An 18,922-nucleotide genomic window follows, 5' to 3' on the forward strand; every position below is an offset into this window, starting at 1 on the left:
GAGCGACAAAGATCAAAGCCTCGAAGGGTACAGTGAAGGGGGGCTTAGCGGAGAAGCCACCATCGATACGAACCTTTCATGTTGCATAAGCACACAGATGAAGAAGTCGCCGACTATAACAAGGGCATCGAGTGTGGGCAGAGCGGTGGGCAGAATGACGACACTTAGAGTCAGGCGTGGCAGCGTGGCTGGGCCGAGGCTCAGGAATAGCCGAACACAAATCTATGGGTGTAAATTCTGTATTCCTGCTCTGTGCCCTATGTCGCTACGACGGTGGTTGCGGCACCGATTTGTCCCTCAAGCTCGGGCTGTCTCTGGATCCTTAGAACGAGAATGTCATCCTCTTGGCCAAATTCTTGCGCGGCTGATGCCAAATCTGCTGCCGATATTGGCCGTTGCAACATCTGCCTAATGCGCTCAAATCCAAACAACTGCTTCTGTTGATCCTGTGCCTCCGCGACTCCGTCGGACATCAACATCAACGTGTCTCCCTGCGCAAGCGTGAAGTGCGAAACGAAGAACTCCGCGCCTGGCACAACGCCAATCGGCAGAGACCCCCCCATTTCGATCTCGTTGCCATTCAGATACGGTGGCAGGTGTCCAGCATTTGCCAGAGTTAGCCGTCCATCTGTGCGGATCTGGAGGATAAGGCATGTCGCACTGGCTCGACCGCGACCACATAGCCGATCATTCAAGTTGTTCATCAACTCCAAAGGATCGGAGTCGTATTCGACCGCTGTTCTTATGGCACCTACGATTAGCGCAACAAGCATTCCAGCTTGCAAACCCTTTCCTGTAACGTCACCGACCACGATCAGTACGCTGCCATCATCCTGCACAGGGAGGATCTGGAAGAAGTCCCCACCAACTTCGCGCGCCGGACGATACTCGCTCTCGATCGCAAGACCTGGCGTCTGCGGGAGTTGCTCTGGAATCAGCACATGCTGAATTTGACGGGCCTGTTCGATCTCCGCCTTCCACTGCTCGCGTATTCGTTGAGTATGCAGGAATCGACGCACCAGCATAACCGTGATCAGAAAGAGAGAAAAGATCATGGAGATGGTTCCCAACTGAACGTCAAATCCGAGAATGTTATATGCAGTCGGTAGGTGAAGCAGAAGGCGGAGTTGCAGTTGAAAAAGAGCGACGGCCACCAGAACGACTGCGGAGAATGCCAGCCAACGCTCGGTCTTCTGCTGGCGAATGCCTCGAAAAGTAATCGCGCAAAGAAGCGCTGCAAAACTAAGCCTTAGTCCCAGCAAAATAGGTGTCAGGTAGACGGACGCATGGACTGGAACGTGCTGTCCGTAGATAGGCGCACGCATCATCGCCGTGCCGACCATCGTCAGAGCGACCAAAGCCCATACATTGCGATGAACCCAGCGCATTCGGCTGATTCGGAACCAATAGCCCCAAAAGATAAGCCACAGTCCGATCCGGATCGGACCAATGATGACATCCTCCAAGACTATTCCAGGGGTCAGGCTGATCCACGGCACGAAACTGACGGCAAGGATGATGCCAATGGCGATTACCGAGACAGCGCAGACGACACTTAGCCACAAATAGGCAGGCTCTGTTCGATCCATCCAAAAGAGGAAGACCGAAACTATGCAAACGAGCATAAGTGGAATTATCTCGACGACGCCACTGAAAATCAGGTTTACAGTCTCGGCCTGATCCTCCCTGACCAGAGCGTAAATAACTCCCTTCCGACCGAGAACAGGCGGTTCGTGCAAACCGCCAGCGTCTGAAGTTAAGAATGGTGTCGCATTATCCATCCAACTTCGGACAGCAATCGTCATGAGCCCATTGCTGAGTTCGGGGGGCAATTGAAAAGCTTCTGGTAAGGTGCTGTATGTGATGACCCTGTGTTTACGAAACTTGCCGAACTCCCCAATGAATTGACCATTGACATAGACCTGATATGCATCGTCCACTTCATTCGGCATCTTAATCGCCAATCTGCCATGTGAATTGTGTACGTTGAGCCGCAGCCTGTACCAAGCAAATCCCGATTTGTGATTTGGATAGCCTTGGGCTGTCCAGCCGGGGATATATTCGCTGGTGCCTAGCTCGGCTTCTGCTGAATCCCTCTTTGGCGTTAGGTCGATGGTTCCCCAGGCCGAATCGTCGAAGTCCTGATTGGCCCATGCCATGTTGTCCCCCACGTGAAACTTCCAGGGGCCAGACAGAGCGACGGTTGAATTTCCTAAAGTGGGTTCCATCTGGACCATGCCTGTATGACTCGCCGAGCCGACAGTCTGTCCATGCATTTCTATCGCGAGACTAAATAAGACCAACAGCGCAATCGAAGTACCCATATAGCGCATAGGTGCGCCTCTCAGGATGGATCTTTTCGGAAATCATACCGCCGTCCGTTCTGCTACGCTGGCTTCAATATGGCGAAACCACGTAAAAAGGCTGAACATCGAACCCTTCCGCTCGGACCGCCTCATCCACCTACACCACCGCCGATGCCACAGATCGGGGACCGGGTGATACCTGAGCGATCTGATTCGGAGTGGGAGATTATGAGCGTCAGCTCTAACGGTCGATATGTGGATCTCGAACTCCCAGGCACATACCTGACCCGATTCCATCAGGACGTCAGCACCCTGAAGTTCACAGACCGCATTGCACCCAAGTCTCCAGAGCCTGTCCGTGATCACGCAGCCATCTCAGAGCGGATTGCAGTGATCCAGCGTGAAAACCTTCAGCGACTCGACGATGATATTGCGATCTTGGCGAAATATCTGAAGACAGAGGGCGCACCCAAGGAAGCTACAGACGCACTAGACACGCTCAGTAACGAGCAACACGCAAGCTGGCAAGCCACGGTCGAGCGCATTAAGGACTTGCTGGAAGACTAGAGGGGAACTCGCCGCATCATACTCTCACAGGACTTAGCCAGGAGCTGTGATGCCAACTCGTCCCACGTGGTCTGGATCAATCCAGATTTCTCTCGTTTCCATCTCGGTCAATATCTTTCCCGCTACCAACCCTGGACGACAGGTCGAATTCCATCAGATTGATCGCAAGACGCATAGGCGCGTACACCATCAGAACGTTGATGAGAGCGGCGAGGTTGAGAAGGCCGATATCGTCAAGGGGTTCGAATACGCCAAAGATAAATACATAGAGGTCGCCCCAGACGAACTGAAAGCGCTTCGCATACCCACCGCGACAACGATGCAAATCAAACAGTTTGTCAAAGCTGACGAAATCTCTTCTGCGCTATATGATCGACCCTATTTCGTCGCGCCTAAAGATGAAGTTCAAGCGAAGGCGCTGAGCATCATGCGCAAAGCCCTCGCTCAGACCGATACCCTGGGCATCGGAGAAATTGCATTCAGTGGCCGCGAACATTTAGTCGCCATTGGTGCGCCGCTTGATCCAAAGCAAAAGGGACTGATGCTTTACATGCTTCGCTACGAAGATGAATTGCGCGATCCAAAATCATCCCTTTCGGAAGTGAAAGAAACATCCGTAGATTCTGATGAGCTTGCTTTGGCAAAACAGCTAATCGATAAGAGTACGTCGAAATTCGACTTGTCCGCGTATCAAAATGACTACGAGGCTGCCGTGAAGAAGTTAGTAGATGCAAAGCGGAAAGGCAAGCCACTCACTGAACCAGAACCCGAGCCGGCGAAAACCAAGATTGTTAGCATAATGGACGCACTTCGAAGCAGTTTGTCCGAAAGCAAGCCCAAGAAGACAGCCTCGAAGACAACAACACGTCGGAAGACGGCTGCTTAGTATCGGAGAGAGTGATGTGCGGTCGTTACTACAGACGCTCTGACAAACAGCGCATAGCCGAAGCATTCAAGGTGGGTAAGCTCCCTCCTGGTTTTGAACTCCCGCCGGACTATAACATTGCCCCATCAACGTTTCAGCCTGTCATCCGAACAGATCGGGAGAGCGGCGAGAGAGAACTGATCATGATGCGGTGGGGACTGGTGCCTGCGAAGATGGCCGATCCCGACGAATTCAAGATCTTCTCGACCACGAATGCGCGCGCGGAATCGATATTGGACAAGCCGATCTGGAGAGGCCCTTTCACTCACACTCGCTGTCTCATCCCGCTGGATGGGTTTTACGAATGGCTACAGCGTCCGAGCCTCCCTCAGCCGTCCCCTATTGAACCGGGAGAGCATGGACTGTTCGGGGACATCCAGGCGAAGCCGAAGCAGTCGTCTAAGCCAAAGGCAGGGTCCAGACCTGTTTATAAGTTCGAGATGCCCGACGGCGCACCGTACGCCTTGGCGGGATTATTTTCGGAGTGGCGACCCAGAAAAGGAAGCTCGCACCCACCGCTCGATACTTTTTCCATCGTAACAACCGGAGCCAACGAGATTACAGATCCCATCCACGACCGTATGCCTGTCATCCTGCACCCACGCGACTATGACCGTTGGCTCAACGACTACCATGAGTCGCGGCCTCCAATAGATCTCCTGCGTCCTTACGAGTCGGATGGCATGAGGATGACGCCAGCAAATCGGCTCGTTGGGAACGTAAGGAGCAACGGTCCAGAGATGCTAAACAGTGCATGAAATCTAACGTAATCCAGAAATTATCCCACTGTCATCGTGTTGTTATCATCGATCACGGCCAGCTATTAACTTCCTGCAAGTTACCGAAAACCCCCGTTTTGCGGGAACAACTAAGCAAGTGCGTATCATCCAGCCACATCTGAAACAAACGAAGTCTCTGGTGTCGCTGCTCGACCCAACACGATAATGCAGAGAAGCAAACTTAGGCCCGGGCTATTTCACCGGATCACCTTGGTGAGTTCGGGTTCGGCAATTGACGGGCCAGCCTTGCTCGCAAGGTCGCGGCAACATCTGTCGGCTTCAAGTAATGCTGCCGAGCTACAGTTGATGGCATGTGGATGGTAGGGGGAGCAGAGACGGGCGCAGTCATCTCAGCATCTCTGCGATCATGATCTGAGCAGGCACCGTCATGGTCACGGTTTTCGCAGGGAATCAGCAGAACGAGATGGCCCAGGTCTTCGTCGTCATGCGGTGTTGTACCTATGGAGAAAGACTTGGCGAGAATTTCCCCGCGGTCGTTGATGTTGATTGCATTCGTGAGTTGCAGGCCCAAGCCCGGTGGGATGAGCGTGTTCAGATCAAGGATTGGGCCACCTTCTTCCCAGACAAACGCATGCAGGGCATTGACGCAGTCGGTCGAAGTACCGACGACCTGACTCCGCGAGTTGGTGGCGTAAGCGCGGCTGCACGGATCGCCTGGCAAAGTTCCGAGATCATGGATCTGCCCGTGTTTCCAGACGACAGCATCATGCAGGCCAGGCGTGGGAAGGTCAGCTGAGCCCGCGATGTCGCCGGCATCATTGATCCACCAAGCTTCTGAAAAATCCCCGCCGAGTGTGCCGAGGTCTTGCATCCGTCCATTTCGCCAAACGAAAGCATGGAAGGTCTGATCTCCTGGCAGATTGGATTCACCAATGACTTCGCCCCGATTATTGATGCATGTCGCTCCGCTGCTGGTGCCACCGAGGTTTCCCAGGTCGATCATGGTGCCCTTATCCCACAAGAATGGATCCAGGGTTGGTACTCCTGAGGTGCCATTTGGCGTGAAGCTGGTATACGACTGCCCCACGATGACACCGGGCCGCTGATTGTCACAGCCTGGACCCGGGACACTGTCGGGTCCGCCAAGCGTGCCGATATCCTGGAGCCTGCCATCTTGCCAGAGGAATGTTCGCATTTGTGTACTACTTGGGAAAAGGGCGAACGGATCGGGAATGTCGTTGTTCCCAAAGCCCACTACCTGCCCAGCATCGTTGATAGAGATTCCGATGCTTGTGGTACCACCCGGAAGAGTGCCAATGTCCACAAGCTTCCGTCCTCCCCAAAGCACCGTATGAAACAGCGGGAAGTTGAAGACGGGGTCGATCACGCCAGTTTCAGACTGGCCGACACTCCATCCCCAGTCGTTAAGCGAACCTGCAGCGCTACCATACCTGTCGTCCACAGCGCCGAGATCAGTTATAATGCCGTGGCTCCATCGAAATGCATGCGCAACCAAACAGTCCGGGACATAGCACGGCGCGAGAGGATCTGGAGCCGTGGTGTCCGCATAGGAAGAGACAACGCCCTCGTTATTCAACAGCTTACTGCCAAGTCCATTCACGGGACCGTAGCTGATGGGGCCTCCTAGGGTACCGATGTCGATCAGCTTGTAACGGGGGTGATGTCGAGCGGCATCGTCTTGAGCGGTGAGGATAGTTGAGAGTAGAACTAAGTTGATGAGCAGCATCGAGTTTATACGAGGGGGCTTCATGGCTGTTCTCCCTTGCTGTTCCGCAGCTTTCGCCGCATCTGGTCGCGGAGTCTATCCATCGCGGTTTTCACCACGTCTGTTTTGGTCGCTTGATCGGTAGGCGGAGGGATTGACGCCAGCGTCTCTGCAGGACGACTCTGGTCAGCCGTAATCCGGGCCGACAGATCATCGTCGCAATCGCCATCCGGTATCAACAGATATGGATGGCCGCAAAGGTCGCCGTTATCACAGCCGGGCGGCAGCCCGTTGACTCCGATCCTTCCGTCCTCGGAAATGACGGTGGGTTCAAACAGGATGACGTTTGACTTGGGGAATACAAGATCGTTGAGATTTGCCATCTCGCCTTGTTCCCAAATGAAGGCCCGTGTGCCAAAGCCACACATGCCGGAAGAGCCAACAACCTGACCACGTGAGTTGATGGCCCAGGCTGTGGAGCACTTGTCTCCAGGTAAGACGCCGAGGTCCTTCTTATTCCCATGGCTCCAAAGAAACGCATGGTGGACCTGATCACCCGGAAAATAGCCATCGCCTACGACTTCGCCGTTGTCGTTAAGATCGTTGCCATCTCCGTAATTGCCTCCAAAGGTGCCGAGGTCGGTGATGACGCCGTTACTCCAGAAAAATGGGTGAAAGAAGATATCCCCAGCAATACTGGAATCACCAACCTCTTCACCGCGATTGTTGAGAGCGAATGCAAATCCAACGTGACCACCAAGCGTTCCGACGTCGATCATCTCATAACCGTTCCAAAGAAAAGGATCGATAGTCGGGAAGCCAGTGGTCGCATTCGGTGTGGTGTTTGTGTAAGAAATCCCGGAGACTTCGCCGCGATCATTGATATAACCCGGGAACGCCTGTGCGTCGTTTCCGCCGAGCGTGCCGATATCGCGTTTTACTCCATCCTTCCAGACAAACGCGCGCGTCTGGGTCGAGTTTGGCGACTGTAAAAAGAAGGAGCCGAAGATGGAATAGGGATCGGGAACATCGTTGAGCGCAAAGCCGGTCACCTGTCCGCGATTGTTGACCGACGCGGCGGCGCTCTCGTTTCCTCCGAAGGTTCCCAGGTCTTCGATCTTGCCGCCCTTCCACACGACAGCACGCATCTGATTGACTCCGAGCAGCGGATCGAATTCGCCATTCGAAGATTGGCCAGCGATCTCGCCGTAGTCATTAATGCCAAGAGCGTTGCTGCAATTGTCCTCGCTCGGCTGAAGCGCACCCAGATCTACTGGGCGATCCGCTCTCGCAACAAATGCGTGGTTTACATTTGGTCCGGGAGCACAAAGGAAAAAGTCAGCGTTTCCGGGAAGTGGGGTTGCGGTTTGAGTATTTCCCACGATCATCCCGAAGTGGTTGATGTACGGGCCGCCATTCCCTTCAGGATTCACAAAGCCTTGAGGTCCCCCGAAGGTGCCAATGTCGATTAGTTTGTAACGCTGGTGACGTCGATGAGCGTTCTCCTGCGCTAAGAGGCTGGTCGAGAATACTAGTAAGTTGGTGAGCAGTATAGAGGAAGTCGCGAAGATTTGAATTAGTTTCATTTGACCACTCCTGAGCGGCATGCGCGCGTTTGGAGCGGGATCGAACTGTGCATCATCCCGGCAGTGGATAAGGATGGCCGATTTAGTGAGATTGCGCCTAGTAAAAATACGACATTGCTACTTATTTTCTTCAGAGGCAAGGGCGGGAGGGCGGCCGTCTCCGATTTGTGTAATAAGCTCGGTTGGTGCGGCACGACCTAGCTTTTCGAAGTCGTGGATCATGTGCATCTGGTCGTAATAGCCGACGCTGTGAGCGATGTCGAGCCAGGTTCGATACGGCGAGACCAACCGCGCATCGACAGCGGCTTGGAATCGGGCGATGCGCGCGAAGGCTTTGGGAGAGATGCCGCTTTCATGTTCGAAGGCTCGTTCGAACTGGCGCACTCCGAGCGAATAGTGATTGGCGAGTGAGGAAATCTTGAGGGCTCCGCGGTGGCGAAAGATGTAGTTGGCGGCACAGGTCATCTTGTTGTGTTGGGCGGCACGGGCTATGCGGCGAACCAGGAATTCTTCAACGATCTGCACGCGCGCTTCGAAAGTAGATCCCTCTCCCACGCGGTTCCACAGAGAGCGAAAACCAGCCCCTGTAATTGCGGTCGCATCTATAATTCGGTTCGTTACCTCCACGACGGGAACATTGAAGAGCAGGGACCATCCCGCTGGTTGGAAGAAAACAGCGAATGTCTCAACCCCGGGGCGCAGCTCCAAGTAACCAGAGAATGAGGATTGCGCCCCTCCAAACCAAGCGGCGTGAGACACCTCGTGCTGATCTCGGTGATCAATTCCGGGCATAACGCCAAACTCAAGATTGAGAATTTGCTCGAGTTCAGCGGGAACAGACTGGACGACGACCGGATCATCCTTCTCAACGACACGCTGCGCGTAAGCTCTTACGTAAGGGCTAAGCTCTGGACGAGCCCGACTGCTCATAAGGATCCGCATCCGGTACCTCCCGCAAGAAACGGCACGGAGGAGTGAACACTCGGCACACCCCGTGAATGCAGAATTTTAATCAAATTTGGCCGTGATTTCGTGTGCAACCCCAAAAGATGAGCTTCTGAACGGGGGTTTGGACCAACGCGGCGGTCGCCGACAACTCACTCACTCGCAGCTGTGCCGTCTTGCGGCAGGCGCACTCTCCAGCCTCGGGCCATCCTCTTAGATTTCGACCTCCGCCGCCATAAGCAGCAACACCTGGATTACTAAGCAGTCTTAAACCAAGGAAACGGAGTCCAGATTCCTTCTTGGCTCTTGATAATAGGCCAGTTACTCATTCACCCGGTCGGATCGGGTATGCTTCCGGCAAGTTGCGTATTACCGGCTATCTGGAAAGGGTAAACTGAACCCGGCTGAAAGTCGGGTTTGCGGCCAGTTCGGATCCAGGTTTCCCAAGACCGATGGTTCAGGATTAGAACTCTTCATCGGATCAAAATCAGCTGAAGTGTAGATTGAACAGACATTAACGACTAGGCTGCACGCGCTCGCCATCACGCCTAAAGAGATCCATGAGCTCAGCGAGGCTGAAGGCTATCGCCAAGAAGCGCTATATGGAGGAATTCCTGACTGCGTTCTCACGATTCAGGACGAAGCCTGCCCAAGGCAGCTTAAAATGGCGCAATATTCATCATTCGCAATCATCACATAGGTTCATATGCCTGCGGCGGTCCTTTACGAACTTCAGGCCGAAAACCGATACCCTTCTATCACTCGACGTGGCTGGACCTCTTCGATAGCCAATGAGCAAGACACTAAAACGAAGTGCCGGGCTTCTGATGTACCGCAGAGCCTTGGACACGATTGAGGTCTTCTTAATGCATCCGGGTGGTCCTTACTGGTCCAAGAAAAACGAAGGATTCTGGACCATTCCTAAGGGCGAGTACGGAACTGACGAGGAGCCGTTAGTCGCGGCAATCCGGGAGTTTCAAGAAGAGACTGCGTTCAAGGTCTTTGCACCTTTTATCAAACTTGGATCCGTGAAGCAGAAAACAGGCAAGGTCGTTCTCGCCTGGGCCTTCCAAGGAAACTGCGAACCCACAGAGCTTGTCAGCAACACCTGCGAGGTCGAGTGGCCGCCCCGCTCAGGCAAGAAGATTTTGATTCCAGAAGTGGATCGCGGAGAATGGTTCTCGGTTGATAGGGCTCGCGAATTTCTTCGTATGGAACAGATTCCTCTGCTAAATCGTCTAATGCAACGACTGGCAAGCTTAGAATAGCGGCCACGTTGAGGCCGCCGTGAAGAAGCTGGTCGAAGCCAAACGGAAATGTAAACCGCTGCCTGAGCCAGAACCTGAACCGGCCAAAACTAAAGTCGTCAACATCATGGATGCTCTTCGAAGTAGCCTAGCCGAGAGGAAACCAAAGAAGACAGCCTCCAAGAAGACACCGCGGCGCAGGAAGGTAGCCGCTTAAGTGCGGGCGGTACTATCGTCGCAATGGACCAGAGATGCTGAACAGTCCATGACAGGCTTAGTCCATTTAGCTCTGAGGAAAACTTGAAAGATGAACACCTAGCCCACCCGCAACCCACAGTCGATAATCAGACATGACTCCTTGACAGCTCTCGCTCTGTGGGGACGCTAAGCACTGCTGATACAGGGGTGGATTGTAGTCACTATTGATTACCACGATTCCAATCGCTTGCTGTCCTTTCTCCATGATCGTTTCTAATGCCTCTCCGCGCCATGTATACCCCGATACGCCCCTTGCGGCCTTTCTAAAAACTAGAAAACCGTCACTTCTTGGGTGCGGCGCGGGATATGTAAACGATGGGTCCACTCCCCACTGAAGGGGGGAGCCGACAGTCTGTTGACCTTCGAAAGCTAAGAAGGCGTTGTTCAATTCGAACGGTGTCGATCTTTTGGCAGAAAACACTTGAATCTCAACCTTCCCGTTTGCAAGATGCGCACGGCAGATTCCATCGGTCTCGGCTAGAGTTGTTCCAGCAGGGACCGCAAAGCTGCCCCCTGAGGACGGTTCCGAATACACATCGAGAGCAACCTCATTGATAATGTCCAACTTTAGTCCGGTCGTCGAAGCGATTTGCAGGAATCCGATTTGGTCGTCGTGCGTGGGTAATAGATCTTTTACCGTTCTAGATTTGCTTCTCACAAAGCTGAGATCACCACAGCGAATAGACGTTCCGCCCGATTCAGCGGAAGCGGAATAGAACGCTTTCGTAGACTTAACAGAAGTAAAGGCAGTACCCGTTGAATTCAACGGCAACGGAGGGGCAGTCTTTAACTCCGCTAGATAATGAGCCTGCGTAGCCCACGCGATGCCAGAGAGACCCTGCTCTAAACCTCCCGACCCGATACCAACAACCTTTCCAGAGTGATCGATCACAGGAGCCCCCGAAAGCCCAGGAGTTAGGTTCCCATCGAGTCTAAGAATATCTAGTTCAAGAAATTTTTTCGAATAGCCCGCATTCTTTATCGATTGCGCCAAGTTGTCGGTCAGCATATCTTGAAGAACAGGAGAGCCGATAGTCACCTTTAGAGGGCGGTTATCTACCGTAGAAACTCCGTAGTAATAGCCTATCGCTTCTAATACATCATTCGCCTTAGGAAGCGAGCTGCTGACCGTGAGAGGGGTGAACGGAATCTGCTTATCAAGCTTGATAAGGACGAGATCCGCATCCGGTAGTGCACGTTCCACGTGGCCAACAACATATTTAACGGACGGTGAAAACACCTTGATCGTCGGACAGCCCGCAACCACATGCAGGTCTGTCACGACGTGGTCGGCAGAAGTCCAAATAAAACCCGAGCCCGCCCGTGAAGGTTCTAGTCCCGGACAATCCAGAGTAATGATCTGTACCACAGACCTTGCGGCAGCACTGATTATGGCTGCCGTCGGATCGATTTGCGCAGTGGCGACACTTCTATTTGCCAGGCAAAGGACCAGTAACGTTAAGCTCCAAAGCGGAGAAGTATGCGAAACATTCTTCATTGGCATTTCACCTCATAAGCCGCACGCACCACATCTGCTCTCTGGTCCAAACTAAGGCTGTCTGTTGCATCTAGGAGTTTCGCGAGATCTTTATTAGATGATCGAGCAAGATCGACCAATTCCGCTGATCCATTGGACCGCTTCGGATTTAGGAGGACGCACCAATTGGTGGCAGAATCGAATAGACCAGTTACGCCTATCTGCGATGGCATGACGTTGGTCTTCGAGCCAACTTCGCTGGCGAATTCCCCAACCATCATCTGTTTGACGATCTGTTGAGCGTCATCCGCCTTAAAGCCGGCTCTCTGCCAGTTCGCTACTTGTTCACTGATAGAAGGTGACAGCCAACCATGGGTACGAGCTGAGACGCCCAAGACAACGCCAAAAACGCAGGCAAAACTGAATGATGTTATTCGAACGACATCTATCTCAAACTTCCGCCCTTCGCTGCTACTCGACCCTAAACCGAAGAAAGTGGCTAGTAAAGCAGTTAAGGCTGCAACGGCGGCCCCAACAACGTTGGACACAGACAGGCCAAGTAGCAAGCCTACTAGGACTCCTAGTCCGAGACCCGCCATCACATTGTTCTTCGTTGTCATAGACCATCTCTCAACTCGCATTCGAAACAGAGGGCCGGTCGAGAGACTATATCTCGCGGCCCCGACGCGAATTTTGTCTTCTTGGCTTTGAACAGGTCCGGGAGTTTCTTGACCCCAAGCTCAATAAGCGCCTTCACAAACTCTCCGACGACGGTTGAAAGGATGTCTTCCAAAGTGTCTCCGTGGACTGTGCTGCCCTCGGAACCAATCCTACTCCACTCGAAGAGGGACAGAGTTGGAACTTACGATTTGAGATCAGCGTTTGGTCCCCTTACTGGTACGGGAGTTACCAATCCAGGGTGGGAATTCGGAACAACGGATGGGGCTCTGGTGTTCAACAGCGTGGGGGACTCGACGTTTACTGCCACCTGACCTGTACCGGAACCCACTACAACGACAATGATAGGCACTGGCATTCTGCCTCTTATAGGCGTAATCGTCGCAAGGCTGCTTGTTCCTGAACGTCAGGCAACAACGAGAGAGATGAACATGGACCGTCACTCCACGATTCACACATCTCAGGACCATTGTTCCGAACACTACCGACAGCTTTACCTACCCTCCACGCCTCCAGCTCCAGCAGTGATGGCCTTAGAAGATCTGTTGGTAGACCTGCTGGGTCAGGTGTCTCTAGCCATCGTCCATAGTCTTCTGGTCGCAGGATTACAGGCATTCGTGTATGAATCGGCTGCATGATCTCGTTAGGCTCAGTCGTGATGATAGTGAACGTCTCTAATGGCTCTTTAGTGGCCGGATTGGTCCGAGCTCTCCCATAGACCAGCCATGCCGAATAGCTTTCGGTCCCTACGCGCAATTGCCCACGCTTGTGTCTTCTTTCTGGGTCCAATCCCTGCCATTCGTAGAACCAATCGGCAGGAACGATGCAATGACGTTTCCTGAAAGCCTCACGGAAAGCTGGCAGTGTTGCAACAGTCTCAGCTCTAGCATTCGTGATCTTGAATGCGGCTTCGTCATCCTTTGAATAGAAGGGAACTATACCCCATCGCAATAGGGTCAGTTCACGATCACCTTCTTCGTCTAGCCGAATGACAGGTAGGAATGTGCTTGGTGGGACGTTGTAGTTCGGCGCGAGAATGACCTTGGGATTTATCTTCTTTGCGTAGAACGCGGTGGCGATGTGCTGTTTGTCAGACCTTAGTCCGTAACGACCACACATGTTATTCCATTAGATCCAAGTTGGCATTCCACCTACTAAAAGGGATCTGGTGAACGACAGATAACGCAGACCAGGATGTGCTGTTCCAGAGCATGGCGGGAGAGTTTGCCTGGGATGAAGCAAGAGATCATCGAAATCGGTCTGGTAGAGATGGACATTGGCACCCTCGAAATAATCCAGGAGAGCTCTTATTTTATTCGCCCAAAGCGTTGGGAAATCAGTACCAAGTGCACGCAGATCACGGGTATTACGAAAGAAGATATACGCAGTGCCAAGACTCTTGCAGAGGTTCTCCCAGTGATCACGGAAAAGTTTCGACCCGCAAGGAAGCCTTGCTGTACTTGGGGTGGCGATGTCCCGGTCATTGCCAAGACATGTGCTTCTCTTGGTCTTATCAGCCCTTTCGTTCGTCCGATCGACCTCTGCACAATTTTTCAGGGGATCTTCGTCACTAGAGAACAAATAAGTTTGGGCGACGCTGTAAGAATGTTGGATCTGGAGTTCGACGGTGTACCGCATGGAGCGCTGCCTGACGCTAGAAATACAGCTCGCGTACATGCATCCATACTTCGGAGAATGCAAGGTAAAGTTGATAAGACCCCGATATCTCTCACAAAACGAGAGGAGGCTGTATCTCTGAGCTCTTTCGCTCAGAAACTGAGTGATTCTCTCAAATAGGCAAGGAACATACTCCGTGTGGTCTTGACGTTCCAAAAGAGGGCAACGCAGCTGTATTCCTAAAGACGCGAGGCTGGATCAAGGAATTGACCCAGGTAAAGTGGGCCGCTCTTTCTTTATGATTGCTATTCCCAGCGGATCAACGTCGACGGCGAGACCTCATTTGAATAGCGCCGAGTGCGTTCCAGAGTGATGTTGTGGACTTGTGAAGACGATCCGGCATCACAGGTGGCTTGGTGACACTACTTTCGCTTCACTTTGGGGGACCGCCGTAGTAGACCGCTGACTCCACTCCTACCCCTTCGACAAACCGTCTCTCGAACAAGACATGAAAATCCACACCTTCCACTGGCAGCCAATCATATCTCAGTAGATCTTGGATAGCCTGGTCCAATCGGTCTTCACGTCCCACTGCTAGCCGGAGCTGTTCGTACTCCACCACCGCGGTACGGTCCTGGGGGTTGAACCAGCTCCAATGATCGCGGCCGACTAACAGGTAAAAGACATTGTCGTAATCCGAAAGCGAACGTGTCAGCGACTTGCGGTGTTTCAACCACGTGGGATTCTGTCGGCAATATGCTTTGACTGTCGCCAACTGCCTATTAAAGCCATCTTCAAACTCAGTATCCACCCGCAAGCGTTCTCTGTATGTCGATGGCTTCCGATACCACTTCAACTCAGCGATTATCACCGTGGATGATCGCAGATCTTCGATCAAGAGGTCGATGTCTGTCGAGCCATCCGGCAAACTAATCGAATGACCACATCGGAACCGCTTGAATGTTTCGAGCAAGTCTTGTCGCATGAGAGTCGATTTGTTGTCGCTCAGCAAACTGAATGAACGTTCTCTTAGATAAGAGCAGGTGCGAATGATGTTCTCCTCCGGGGAGGAATTTAGTATGAATTGTGGAATCAAGGCGAGCAGTTTATGATCTTCGTCCAGAGGTATGAAAGGGAACACGTGTAAGTCGGCAAGACGTTTCGAGTAAAACGTCAGATCGCTCAGCAATTGCTCTGTCTCGGCATGCTCGGTGCCAGAATGGAGCGATAGGAGTTTAATCCAGTCATCTCGTTTTTTCACTAATACTGCTGATTCGATTGGATACCTACCCGTCCTTTGTTTCCATAGAAAACACAGGAAGTCGTGAATGGCGCAGATACTTTGCAGCGCCACATAAAACCTCTTGAATTTGCCCAACGTATACACACCGAGGTCCAGGTCTTCGCTACGGCGCGTAATCTGATCCATGCGCTTCGTGTATTTGCGGAAAGTTCCGTTTGTGAGCTCATAAGAATGCTCATAGCGGAAACCACGTTGACCTACTGCTTGCGCCGAATCCAACATTCGTCCGTAACGCCGAAGAACTGCTTCTGTTGGCTCAACTTGCCCGCCAGCGATGGCTTTATGAATTCCAGTCCGCCGACGTAGGCCTTTCTGAAAAGCGCTGACCTGTCGGTCTCGACCATCCTGGCTCGTCTGAAACCGTACTACATCATTGTTCAAAAGTTCTGCACTTAGACGGTTGCGATACCACATCGGGAACGATGAAAGAAATGCGTCGTAATCAGACACTACGCGGAGGTCACGAAGCGCTTGCGTCTCGGAAACAGAATCCCATTGGGGAGTCCAGCCCAAAGAGACAGCTGACATCCCACTCCTTCCGAGCCAACGAATGAGCAGCGGGGCATGCCGCGAAAGATTGAGCATCGCCGCATGAAATTTCGAGGACTCAGGCCCAAATCGCTCCAAGTTATCTTCGACCAGTTGAACGGTTGTACTGAGGACTGTCCAGCAGGCAACGTGCGTCGGTACATTTGAGAGTGCGAAGTGTTCAATGCACTGATCCGCACGGCGCTCGATGTCTTTGACCTGGGCGATGAAGTCACCAGTGGAATCAAGATAGAACATGTTCGTCTTTCAATAATCTCAACATTGCAGTGGTAGGCGTTCAGGCAGGACGACTTTCGAAAGTGTTAGGAATTGAGAGGCCTACTGAATCATACGAGCAAAATGATTAAAGGGCTCCTTGTCGCTCTAGCCGGTCGAAAACTAGATTATGTCGAGCTTGAAGCAACCCCCTTGCTCGATGGGTGTGTCGACCTGTTATCGCCAACTCAAGGCTAAACAGAATCGCTCATTAGTCGAGGCAAAGCGGCTTATTAGGATACTTGGAAGCCAACCCTCGGAAGTATCAATCACACTTGAGTGACGCAACCGGGAAGTGTTAGTGCTGATATTCGAGTTGCAACCCCAAAATAAGGGCGTGCCTTTGCCGGAAGACACCTCCAACCTCTCGATAACAGAGCAAAATCGGAACTTAATTTGCTGGTTCAAAGCCAAGACGCCTCAATGAGGCGTTTGTTTCCCTTGGAATGGAAGGTCACAGTGGGGCTAAGCTTCATCTTTCGATATTGCTGACGAGATAATGGAATGAATGCTCATGGCAAACGCTTCTTGCTGTCGTGGATGAAGCCTTCGATGTCAATTGCCAAGAACCTCGGTCCACGGGGCGAGTCGAGACAGTTCAGCTTTCCGACTAAATCAAGAATTTCCTCTATCAGCAGATAAATGGACGGTCTGATGTAGTCATATGGATTCTCCTCGCAGGTCAAACTACGAAGAGGACAATTTCTCCTGTCGTGAACCAACCGATGCCGGTTAATACTGTTGACGGAGGGACTCCACCAAATATCCGGCAAAGAATTCATCATCCTCATAAAAATAAGAAAATGCGGTTTGATAATTGGGATAAGTTCTCCTTGGGCGGTATTAGGGGTTATGACGTTCGCGCGTCTGGTACGTATCTCGTAACCCTTGGAGAAAAGATGTCAATAGAAGTCCGCCCAACCATCAAGTCCGCCCCTGTGGCCGTAATAGCTCAGGTTGTCAACGGGGCCGCACACCCGCCCTCTGCTAAGCCCAGTCAGTCAACGCCATCCCCTACCGGTCCGAACCTGCATTCGAAAGCGGGGAATACTCAGGAGGTCACCTCACCAGTGACCCCATCTACTGAGTCCAAGTCACAGGCACCCATTGCTGGCGAATCTGCGAAGACGCCGCAGTTACCCGTCCAGACTGTTCCTATGATTTCCTCAACCGACTCGAAGACAGAGGATGAAATCAAGTTGGAGACAACTTTGGAGAACGAGATCAGCGAGCTGTGGTCTTCTCAGAAGACGAAGACCACAGCTCTTCGTCGTTCCCGTCAGAAGCTCGACAACACCCGTGAGGAGCTCGATCTCGCGAAGGCCAAGTTAGCTGAACATCTGTATCGCTATAAGCAGCTATTATCCAAGCCGGGGCGCGGCGGCAGGTGGATGGACTTCTTACGCGAAGTCGATTTCCCACGTGCTACCGCAGACCGCTACGTACTGAAGCACGAACGCTTTTTATCACCGAAGACTGCAAATCGCCTCACTGAGGCGACTTCCACACCGACTCACGAACAGATTGTCGGGCTTGTAAAGAAGTTAAAACCGAAGATTGTCGGTGTATTGACTACGACAGAGGCACTTGCGCAGTTTGTCGCTGAGTTGTCCAAGGCATTGGATCCGGCGACGATCTCATAACGCTGAAAACTGTCAACTCGCAACATGCCTTGTCAGTATCTTAGCATTTGGAATCGACAGTTCGCTTAGCCAGATCGTCCTCCCCGCTGCACTTTGATCCTTGTCATGAAGAATGGCCCCGGTTATGACTGGGGCCACTCTTTTATAGAAATTCCCGGAGGATCATCGGCGGTGGCGAGACCTCATTTGAAAAGCGCGGAGTGCTTGCATTGCTGCGACGACGATGGCTCCCGCAACCGCAGCAACGCATATCGAGATACCCGCGATCTTGACAAGTTCCATATGACCTCCAGCGAAAATCCATCATAAGCTATTCGATCAAGGTTGACTCGCATGAAGAACTTGAAGTTCAACTATTGATAGTCGAGCTGTGTAGGTTGTTCGTGTAAGACGAAGTAGTCCCACACGGGCCAGTGAGTGCAACCACTCGCGAGTCCTTAAACCGTGCTCGTCATAAGGAAAGGTGCTAGAACCATGAACCCGTATCGACCTCGTCCCAAGGCCGGACTTATCAAGCCACGCAAACCGATTTATTCTTTTCTGAAGCAGGTCAGAGGAGAATACCCATTCGGCCAACCGAACTGCGAATACTGTGCAGAGTTCTCGACTGTCATGCAGTACCTCAAAGATCTCAGCCGTGGAGCACATCAGTGGGCATCAATGGCTGTGTCTGGAATTTGTGTCTCGAATGACGAACGTTCCCGACAATATCTGTTGGTGGGGTATTCGAACCCTGAACTTGGCGGGCTACCAAACTCACTCTGCTTCTGTTTCCCATTATTCAGGTATAATGGCGCCCGAGAACGTGAGCTCAAACACCTTGTATGCTTCGCTCCGGAATCCGCAGTGCCTCTATCGAATGGTCTCTACTGGGAAGAGAATCAACTTAAGGGCGACGCTCTGGAGGACTGGGATTGTTTCTGGAAGCCCCTAAGCGGATGTCTGCGAACAGACGAGCTGCGCCAGGTAGAAAGCGCTGCCGACAATGGCGAACTTCGGGTTGACCTAGAGGCGCTTACGCTCGAAGGAGTTTCGTATAAAGAATCGGTTAGTGCTCTGGTGGCCATCTGGTCGCAGTCTCGGGAAAGGCTTCAAGATGA

14 protein-coding genes are annotated in these 18,922 nt (G+C 52.4%); 6 read left to right on the forward strand and 8 right to left on the reverse strand.

The window, feature by feature from the left end:
* Positions 1–257: 257 nt before the first annotated feature.
* On the reverse strand, positions 258–2,276 hold the full coding sequence (locus tag HDF12_RS20975; RefSeq protein WP_179586640.1) for a SpoIIE family protein phosphatase: 2,019 nt from the start codon (positions 2,274–2,276) through the stop codon (positions 258–260).
* Positions 2,277–2,534: 258 nt separating this feature from the next.
* Here HDF12_RS20975 and HDF12_RS20980 point away from each other — a divergent pair, with 258 nt between their 5' ends.
* The 3 genes from HDF12_RS20980 to HDF12_RS20990 are packed head-to-tail and all read left to right on the forward strand — an operon-like array spanning position 2,535 to position 4,556.
* A complete protein-coding gene (locus tag HDF12_RS20980) occupies positions 2,535–2,873 on the forward strand; it encodes a hypothetical protein (RefSeq protein ID WP_179586642.1) in 339 nt (112 codons plus the stop codon).
* Positions 2,874–2,922: 49 nt separating this feature from the next.
* Complete coding sequence (gene ku / locus HDF12_RS20985) at positions 2,923–3,759, forward strand: non-homologous end joining protein Ku (protein WP_179586644.1); 837 nt, start codon at positions 2,923–2,925, stop codon at positions 3,757–3,759.
* Between the two features lie 14 nt (positions 3,760–3,773).
* Positions 3,774–4,556 (forward strand): SOS response-associated peptidase, encoded by a 783-nt coding sequence (locus tag HDF12_RS20990; protein ID WP_179586646.1) that lies wholly within the window; start codon positions 3,774–3,776, stop codon positions 4,554–4,556.
* Positions 4,557–4,782: 226 nt separating this feature from the next.
* Here HDF12_RS20990 and HDF12_RS20995 read toward each other — a convergent pair whose 3' ends face one another.
* The 3 genes from HDF12_RS20995 to HDF12_RS21005 form a co-directional block, all read right to left on the reverse strand.
* A complete protein-coding gene (locus tag HDF12_RS20995; protein ID WP_179586648.1) occupies positions 4,783–6,285 on the reverse strand; it encodes a hypothetical protein in 1,503 nt (500 codons plus the stop codon).
* Positions 6,286–6,305: 20 nt separating this feature from the next.
* The gene (locus HDF12_RS21000; protein WP_179586650.1) at positions 6,306–7,850 is read right to left on the reverse strand and encodes a hypothetical protein; all 1,545 of its coding nucleotides are present in this window, start codon (positions 7,848–7,850) and stop codon (positions 6,306–6,308) included.
* A gap of 117 nt (positions 7,851–7,967) precedes the next feature.
* Positions 7,968–8,792, reverse strand: coding sequence for a helix-turn-helix domain-containing protein (locus HDF12_RS21005; protein ID WP_179586652.1), 825 nt, complete (start codon positions 8,790–8,792; stop codon positions 7,968–7,970).
* A gap of 794 nt (positions 8,793–9,586) precedes the next feature.
* Here HDF12_RS21005 and HDF12_RS21010 point away from each other — a divergent pair.
* Positions 9,587–10,063, forward strand: a complete 477-nt coding sequence (locus tag HDF12_RS21010) for an NUDIX hydrolase (RefSeq protein WP_179586654.1) — start codon at positions 9,587–9,589, stop codon at positions 10,061–10,063.
* A 262-nt stretch (positions 10,064–10,325) separates the two neighbouring features.
* Here HDF12_RS21010 and HDF12_RS21015 read toward each other — a convergent pair whose 3' ends face one another.
* The 3 genes from HDF12_RS21015 to HDF12_RS23010 form a co-directional block, all read right to left on the reverse strand.
* A complete protein-coding gene (locus HDF12_RS21015; RefSeq protein WP_179586656.1) occupies positions 10,326–11,798 on the reverse strand; it encodes a S1 family peptidase in 1,473 nt (490 codons plus the stop codon).
* Positions 11,795–12,397 (reverse strand): hypothetical protein, encoded by a 603-nt coding sequence (locus HDF12_RS21020; protein ID WP_179586658.1) that lies wholly within the window; start codon positions 12,395–12,397, stop codon positions 11,795–11,797. The genes HDF12_RS21015 and HDF12_RS21020 overlap by 4 nt, the downstream gene beginning before the upstream one ends.
* A 424-nt stretch (positions 12,398–12,821) precedes the next feature.
* Positions 12,822–13,574, reverse strand: coding sequence for an SOS response-associated peptidase (locus tag HDF12_RS23010; RefSeq protein WP_179586660.1), 753 nt, complete (start codon positions 13,572–13,574; stop codon positions 12,822–12,824).
* A gap of 114 nt (positions 13,575–13,688) precedes the next feature.
* On the opposite strand from HDF12_RS23010, the gene HDF12_RS21030 reads away from it, so the two are divergent.
* On the forward strand, positions 13,689–14,252 hold the full coding sequence (locus HDF12_RS21030; RefSeq protein ID WP_179586662.1) for a 3'-5' exonuclease: 564 nt from the start codon (positions 13,689–13,691) through the stop codon (positions 14,250–14,252).
* 253 nt (positions 14,253–14,505) lie between these two features.
* Here HDF12_RS21030 and HDF12_RS21035 read toward each other — a convergent pair whose 3' ends face one another.
* Positions 14,506–16,161: a hypothetical protein gene (locus HDF12_RS21035; RefSeq protein WP_179586664.1), complete on the reverse strand. Its 1,656-nt coding sequence runs from the start codon at positions 16,159–16,161 to the stop codon at positions 14,506–14,508.
* Positions 16,162–17,390: 1,229 nt separating this feature from the next.
* Between HDF12_RS21035 and HDF12_RS21040 the strand changes: the two genes are divergently transcribed.
* The gene (locus tag HDF12_RS21040; RefSeq protein ID WP_179586666.1) at positions 17,391–17,822 is read left to right on the forward strand and encodes a hypothetical protein; all 432 of its coding nucleotides are present in this window, start codon (positions 17,391–17,393) and stop codon (positions 17,820–17,822) included.
* Positions 17,823–18,922 lie beyond the last annotated feature (1,100 nt).

This window comes from Tunturiibacter gelidiferens (assembly GCF_013410115.1).
GTDB classification, from domain to species: domain Bacteria; phylum Acidobacteriota; class Terriglobia; order Terriglobales; family Acidobacteriaceae; genus Edaphobacter; species Edaphobacter gelidiferens.

Excerpts from the sequence above, each read along its gene's own strand:
- HDF12_RS20975 (WP_179586640.1), bottom strand. The coding sequence starts at position 2,276 with ATGCATGGACAGACTGTCGGCTCGGCGAGTCATACAGGCATGGTCCAG.
- HDF12_RS20980 (WP_179586642.1), top strand. The coding sequence starts at position 2,535 with ATGAGCGTCAGCTCTAACGGTCGATATGTGGATCTCGAACTCCCAGGC.
- ku (WP_179586644.1), top strand. The coding sequence starts at position 2,923 with ATGCCAACTCGTCCCACGTGGTCTGGATCAATCCAGATTTCTCTCGTT.
- HDF12_RS20990 (WP_179586646.1), top strand. The coding sequence starts at position 3,774 with ATGTGCGGTCGTTACTACAGACGCTCTGACAAACAGCGCATAGCCGAA.
- HDF12_RS20995 (WP_179586648.1), bottom strand. The coding sequence starts at position 6,285 with ATGCTGCTCATCAACTTAGTTCTACTCTCAACTATCCTCACCGCTCAA.
- HDF12_RS21000 (WP_179586650.1), bottom strand. The coding sequence starts at position 7,850 with ATGAAACTAATTCAAATCTTCGCGACTTCCTCTATACTGCTCACCAAC.
- HDF12_RS21005 (WP_179586652.1), bottom strand. The coding sequence starts at position 8,792 with ATGCGGATCCTTATGAGCAGTCGGGCTCGTCCAGAGCTTAGCCCTTAC.
- HDF12_RS21010 (WP_179586654.1), top strand. The coding sequence starts at position 9,587 with ATGAGCAAGACACTAAAACGAAGTGCCGGGCTTCTGATGTACCGCAGA.
- HDF12_RS21015 (WP_179586656.1), bottom strand. The coding sequence starts at position 11,798 with ATGAAGAATGTTTCGCATACTTCTCCGCTTTGGAGCTTAACGTTACTG.
- HDF12_RS21020 (WP_179586658.1), bottom strand. The coding sequence starts at position 12,397 with ATGACAACGAAGAACAATGTGATGGCGGGTCTCGGACTAGGAGTCCTA.
- HDF12_RS23010 (WP_179586660.1), bottom strand. The coding sequence starts at position 13,574 with ATGTGTGGTCGTTACGGACTAAGGTCTGACAAACAGCACATCGCCACC.
- HDF12_RS21030 (WP_179586662.1), top strand. The coding sequence starts at position 13,689 with ATGAAGCAAGAGATCATCGAAATCGGTCTGGTAGAGATGGACATTGGC.
- HDF12_RS21035 (WP_179586664.1), bottom strand. The coding sequence starts at position 16,161 with ATGTTCTATCTTGATTCCACTGGTGACTTCATCGCCCAGGTCAAAGAC.